Source organism: Dokdonella sp., from assembly GCF_049593775.1.
In the GTDB taxonomy this organism is placed as follows: Bacteria; Pseudomonadota; Gammaproteobacteria; order Xanthomonadales; family Rhodanobacteraceae; genus Dokdonella.
Genome location: NZ_JBAWHJ010000036.1, coordinates 1 through 5,201, shown reverse-complemented (window position 1 = coordinate 5,201; position 5,201 = coordinate 1). Strand labels below are relative to the sequence as shown.

Here is a 5,201-nt window from a genome sequence, read left to right as displayed (position 1 = left end):
GCACGACGCTGGCCGCGTCAATCCTGCTTTCGCTTGGCATTGCACAAGCAGCAAACGAAAACCTGCGCATGGTTGCGCCACAGACAACCACGCCCGACCAGCTTACTCATGCACGCGCGGCAGACTCCAGGCTCCTGCTGTTGGGATCGGGCCTGATTGATCCGACTGTAGAGCGTGTCGACTACTCGGCGACGGGCGCGGCAGAGGATCGTGAAGCGGGGCGCTACGCCATCGTGCAATTCGCGTCCAATCCGGCCGAGGCTCGCGCCCGCCTGGAAAAGCGCGGGGTGAAGTTTCTTGGCTACATCCCCAACAACGCGTATCAGGTCCGGCTTGAAAGGAATGCCCTGCGTGAACTGCAGAGCGATGCCGCAGTGCGTTGGGTCGGCGTTTATCAGCCTGGACAGAAACTGGATTCGGCCCTCTGGAACAGCCAGCGCCTGAACCTGGTACTTGCGCCACAGGGTGGGCTGGAAATCGATGTGTTCGGCTTTGCCGGCGAGTCGGCACAGCAGATCGCAACCGCCCTCGGCAAGCAGTCAGGGGCAAGCATCCTTTCGCAGGTCGAGAGTGATTCGATGCCGTACGTTCGCGTGCACGTGGACGTTGCAGGCCTGGATGCCCTGGTTCGCGCGGCAACTGCCGAGGACAGCGTTTCCTGGGTCGCCCCGCACATTCAGGAATTCGTCGGCAATGCCGCCGGCATCGGCACCATCCAGGGCAATTCGACCACCACCGGCACTGCCGGTTCGGGATCGGTCGAGGCAGGCCGCCAGCCACTGTGGGATCACGGACTGTTCGGTACCGGTCAAATCGTCAGCATTTCGGACTCGGGGCTGGATGCGAACGAGGCCTGGTTCACCACGCTCAACAAGGGCGCTGGCGATCACACCGAGATCACGACGGCAGATTCGCCGGTGCCACCCGCACTGGGCGCCACACATGTGGACAACAAGGTCTACGCATACTGGGTACAGCCCGGGGCCACTGCCTATGACAACAACGTCGTTTGCACGACGAGTGCCACGAGCTATCACGGCACTCATACGAGCGGCACCATTGCAGGTGACGCTGGCGGAAGCGTTGGAGCGACGAACTACACCGCCTCGACCCCGACTTCGTCGGGCCACGAACTTGCAGATGGCATGGCGCCCAATGCTCAATTGCTGTTCCAGGACATCGGCAACGACACAACCGGCTGTCTTTCGATCACCGATCTGGGCGGCACACTGCACCAGGCACATGACGCAGGTGCCGGTATCCACAGCGCAAGCTGGGGCAGCGACAGCCGAGGTGCGTACAGCGGCAGCGACCGCGTGGTCGACAACGCCCTCTCGCTGATCGAGGACCTGATCTTCGTGGTTTCCGCCGGCAACAGCGGCAGCGGAGCGACGACAATCGGCTCCCCAGGCAACGCCAAGAACTCGATCACCGTCGGCGCGCTCAGCCATGCGGGCAGCCGAGTCGTGGCGAACTACTCCAGCCGCGGACCCACCCTGGATGGCCGCACCAAGCCGGACATCATGGCCCCCGGATCGAGCACGATTTCGGCAGCCGGTGATTCGAGCACGACTGGCACCATCGAGGCGGCACTGAGTTCCAGCAAGTCCGGCACATCGATGGCGGCACCGACCATTGCAGGCAATGCCGTACTGGTTCGCCAGTTCTTCACCGACGGTTTTTATCCGCGCGGCATGAAGACCATGGCGGATACCTATACACCTAGCGGCATGGCGATGAAGGCTGTCCTGCTCAATGGCACCAATCCCATCCTCGGCAACAACACCACTCCCTCGGATCAGTTCTTCTCCGGCAACTACGGCTGGGGTAGAGGCTGGACCGATTCGAACCTGTGGTTCTCGACCACACCGAGTGCATTCGGATTCGACGACCGCCGACTGCGTATATTCGAAAGAACGAACGTATCCGGATTGCAGACCGGCGATCTCAACGAATACACGATCGCGAATGTGCAGGCTGGCCAGGAGCTGCGTGCAACGCTCACATGGTATGACCCCGAGGCCACCGGCGGTGCGGCACTGAGCCTGGTCAACAACCTGGATCTCGAAGTCGACGGCCCCGGCAGCACGCTGTACCTGGGCAACGTGTTCACGGCAGGCGTATCCACCAGCGGCGGCGTTGCCGATATCCGCAACACGGTCGAGCACGTACGTCTGACAGCACCAGTCACTGGCAGCTACACCTTCCGGGTGAAAGGCACTTCCGTGCCGGGCAGCGCCCGACCGAACACCAATCGCCAGGGATATGCATTGGCAGTTGCCGGCGCGTTCGGCTTGCCAGACACGACTCCATTCCCGGCTCCCACGGCGCTTGGGGTCAGCTCAACAGCCAGTGGCGCATCGGTGGCCTTCAGTTCGGCAGGCGGTGCCCAGGGCTTCCAGTTGTACAGGGCGTCTGGAACCTGCGGCAGCGCGTCGCCGGGCGACTTCCGTCTGGTCGGTTCGGGCTTGTCGAGTCCGCTGCTGGATACGTCCAGCGAAGGCGGCTTCGGCTACGCCTACAAGGTCCGTGGTATCAGCAATGACGTCGAAGGTGATGCTTCCGCCTGCGTCGACACCACGTTCAGTGGTGCGTGCACCCTGCAGCCAACCTTTGACGGCGGCAGCGTCGTCGGCGGAGCGTCGCTCAATTCAACCTGCAAGGTTCCGCTAGCCTGGTCCACGGCAACATCGAACTGTCCGCTCTCACCCAGCGTGACCTACGCCGTGCAGCGTTCAAGCGACCCCTACTTCACCTCACCAGCCACGATTGCATCGAGCCTGCCCACGGCTTCGTTCGAGGACTTCGGAGTTGTCCAGGGAGCGCCGTACTACTACAAGGTCCTGGCTACCGACGATGAAGGCAATACGGCGCCGATCAGCCAGACCGTAGGCGGCACCGCCATCGGTCCTGCCGGCATCGACGGCAATTTCTACCTCGACGACGGCGACACCCATGTCTACGTGAACATGGAAGCACCGTGGCAAGTGACAAATACGGCTGCGACTGCCGGCACCCTCGGCTACCACGGTGGTGCCGATGGCGCGAACTACCCGGCAAGCGTCTGCGCGGCGATGACTTCTCCGCCTATCGTCGTTCAACCTGGCGCGTCACTTGATTTCAAGATGAAGTACAACATCGAGACGGGCTGGGATGCGCTCTTGCTTGAGGTGTCCACGAACGGTGGCGGCACCTGGTTCGACTTGCCGCCAGATGGCGGTTACCCGGCCTCAGGCACCATCACCAATGAAGGCAATGCCTGCGGATACCCGGCAGGAAAGACAGCATTCGGAGGTTCGACGTCGCCTACCCCCACCAATGACGCGGCCACGGCATCGTTCCAGGACTTTTCGGCCAGCCTTGCAGGGTTTGCCGGCCAGACTATCCAGGTTCGCTGGCGCCTCTCGTCGGATGGCGGCTACGAAGTGGCTGGCCCCTTCCTCGACGAAATCCGTTTGACCGGTGCAGACCGAATCTTCGTTGAAGGATTCGATCCGCCGAGCGCCGGCTTCACCTGCTCACCACTCTGACCGACTGATACGGTTCAGGCTTCCACCATCAGGGGCGCCGCATGCGGCGCCCCTTTTTTTGGTTCATCGCCAGGTCGGTGGAATGGCACAATGGATCCATGCCTGCCCGCCGTTCATTGCCGCGTCGTCTTCTCAGATGGTTGTTCCTTGCAGGAGCAATCTGGCTGGCGGCAACGATCTTGTTCGTGCTTGTCCTGAGATTCATTCCGCCGGTGACTTCAGCCTTCATGCTGGAGCGGCGCATCGACGCGATGGTCAATCCTGAACCTGGCTTTCGCTTCAGCTATCAATGGGCGCCGATCAATGAGGTATCGGACAATCTGCCGATCGCCCTGGTCGCAGCCGAAGACCAGAAATTTCCGCTCCACCACGGCTTCGATGTCGATGCCATCCAGGACGCGCTGGCCGATGCCGAAGGCGGCGCACGCCTGCGCGGAGCCAGCACGATCAGCCAGCAGGTTGCCAAGAATCTGTTCCTCTGGAATGGGCGCAGCTATCTGCGCAAGGGACTGGAAGCCTATTTCACCGTACTGATCGAGGCACTCTGGCCAAAACGCCGGATCCTGGAGGTTTACCTGAACATCGCCGAGTTCGGCGACGGTACGTATGGGGTTGCAGCCGCCAGCGAACGCTATTTCCACGTCGCCGCGACGCAGCTTTCGCCGCGCCAGGCGGCATTGCTGGCGGCAGTGTTGCCCAATCCGCGCAAGTACCGCGTCGACAAACCGTCTGCCCACGTGCAACGCCGGGCGGCGTGGATCGAGCGACAGGTTCGCCAGTTGGGCGGCGCCGACTACCTCGCCGATCAGGGCTCCGGCAGTATTTAGTTGCGCAGTCGGTCCCGTACGGCGCTAGACTGAAACACCCCGCGACATTTGGCGGGAACCCCGACCCAATCGGAGGACATCATGCTGCAGGTCAAGCATTTGCTCGATGACAAGGGACGCGAGATATTGGCGATCACGCCAGACGCGCCAGTTCTTGACGCGATCAAGACCATGGCCGAACGCAGGGTCGGCGCCTTGCTGGTCATGAACGGAAATGAATTGCTCGGGATCGTCAGCGAGCGTGACTACGCACGCAATGTCGTGCTCAAGGGACGCTCTTCGTCTTCGACCAACGTTCTCGAAATCATGGGCCCCGGAATGATTACGGTGGGTCTCGACGACACCATCGATCACTGCATGCGCCAGTGCACGAATGAGCGCGTTCGCTATCTGCCTGTTGTCGACAACGGCAAGATCGTGGGCGTCCTTTCACTCGGCGACCTGGTCAAGGCGGTTATCAGCGAACAAAGCGAGCAGATCGAACAGTTGCAGCGCTACATCGCTGGCTAAAGCAACGCTGATCAAGTGGCACCTGCAGCAAGCAAGGCGCGTACGAATGGATCCGTATTCTTGCGAGGTTTGCCCCTCCCTCGGGAGAAGGAGCAAGGCACGCAAGCGCGTACTTCGCTGCACTACTTCGGCGCGTCCGGCTGGTTCTCCGGCCGTGCCGCATCAAAGGCGGGCATGCTCAGGCAATGTTCCTCGATCCGGACGATGGTTGGATACGGTGTCAGGTCGACCTCGAACCGACGCGCGTTGTAAACCTGTGGCACCAGGCAGATATCGGCCAGGGTCGGCGCGTCCCCGTCGCAACAAAGTCCGGTAGACGAATTGTCGTTCAGCA

Annotated in this window: 3 protein-coding genes and 1 pseudogene; 3 read left to right on the top strand and 1 reads right to left on the bottom strand. The window is 61.6% G+C overall.

Annotation, left to right across the window (positions count from 1 at the left end):
* From WBP53_RS01290 to WBP53_RS01280, 3 genes are all read left to right on the top strand, one after another.
* Nucleotides 1-3,530 (top strand): S8 family serine peptidase (locus WBP53_RS01290; protein WP_423925146.1); only part of this gene is annotated, 3,530 nt, incomplete at its 5' end.
* A gap of 98 nt (nucleotides 3,531-3,628) precedes the next feature.
* A complete protein-coding gene (mtgA, locus tag WBP53_RS01285; protein ID WP_423925144.1) occupies nucleotides 3,629-4,357 on the top strand; it encodes a monofunctional biosynthetic peptidoglycan transglycosylase in 729 nt (242 codons plus the stop codon).
* Nucleotides 4,358-4,438: 81 nt separating this feature from the next.
* A complete protein-coding gene (locus WBP53_RS01280) occupies nucleotides 4,439-4,867 on the top strand; it encodes a CBS domain-containing protein (RefSeq protein WP_423925142.1) in 429 nt (142 codons plus the stop codon).
* 122 nt (nucleotides 4,868-4,989) lie between these two features.
* Here WBP53_RS01280 and WBP53_RS01275 read toward each other — a convergent pair.
* Nucleotides 4,990-5,201, bottom strand: a pseudogene (locus WBP53_RS01275) (maleylacetoacetate isomerase); the annotation flags it as partial.